Genomic DNA, 1,063 nt, shown 5'->3' on the forward strand with positions numbered 1-1,063 from the left:
GATTATATCGGGCGCACTTTAGGGGAAGCAAAAGAATATTTTAAAAATAAACCGTCTAAATTTTCACATTTTGATGTTTTAACATATAAGATACTTCCCCCTTGAACATAGATAGGTAAAGAATCATACTTGTATATAGCGAGTCCGATATCCCCACCACTCGCAAAAATTAAATCACCTTTTTTAGGAGAACCAGTTATCTTATCATATTTTATATAGTCTGCCAAAGACAGAAATAATCCATCTTTAATGTGTTCTGAGGATAGATCACTAGAGCGTAAGTAAGGTACCCCTTCTTTTTGCCACTTTATATTGGGGATTCTTGCACTATCTTTTATTTCAGCAAGATCCCCTAACTTACGCTGTTCCCAATCGTTAGTAAACCCCGCAAATCTCAATTCAGGAACTTTGGCACCATTTTTAGGGAACATTTTTTGTAAGTAGCCTTTTTTCTGCTCTTTGAGAAGATCTAGCTTACACTGATGAAGAGCGATAGAGTCATCTAGCTGTTTAAAGAATGAGCCTATTTTGTCTTGTTCCTCAATTGCAGGGACACTTATTATAGCTTCTTTAATATCAGTAGAATTAATACTTTCAAATGTTGATCCAGTGCTATATCTAGTCCAATACCCGTCGGACTTCATTTTACCAAGATTTTGAAATATAAATTCATTACCTTTTATGGCAGCAACACCTCGACCAATAACCACGTCATAAGCTGTTTTACCAATATCTCCAACCGGTGCTCGGACACTTAGAATGAGATCATCTTTTTCAGCTTGTTTAGTAACTTGAGTTGTCCATACTCTCGGTAAAACACGACCATTTTTCATGTCAGCATTACCTTGCACAAGAATATAATCATTAGGATCATCAGTATAATTTTCTGAATTAGGAGACTGTCCCATCACTATTCGAACTTCGTCTCCCAACTTACGCTGTTCCCAATCATCCGTGAATCCCGGAAACCTTAATTCTGGAACTTTCTTTTTAACTGAATCATCTATTTTCGCCATAGTCCCCACCATTTTCTTGGTTTTTCTTGTTCTTCTATCCTTTTTTG

Annotated in this window: 1 protein-coding gene; it reads right to left on the reverse strand. The window is 36.4% G+C overall.

Annotated elements, in window-relative coordinates; genetic code table 11:
- Positions 1–2: 2 nt before the first annotated feature.
- A complete protein-coding gene (locus BABA_RS26560) occupies positions 3–1,028 on the reverse strand; it encodes a restriction endonuclease subunit S (RefSeq protein ID WP_420805992.1) in 1,026 nt (341 codons plus the stop codon).
- Between the last annotated feature and the right edge of the window lie 35 nt (positions 1,029–1,063).

The sequence above is a fragment of the Neobacillus bataviensis LMG 21833 genome, from assembly GCF_000307875.1.
GTDB classification, from domain to species: domain Bacteria; phylum Bacillota; class Bacilli; order Bacillales; family Cytobacillaceae; genus Neobacillus; species Neobacillus bataviensis.

Bases quoted from the DNA above. Each gene is read 5' to 3' on its own strand.
- BABA_RS26560 (WP_420805992.1), bottom strand. From the start codon at position 1,028: ATGGTGGGGACTATGGCGAAAATAGATGATTCAGTTAAAAAGAAAGTT.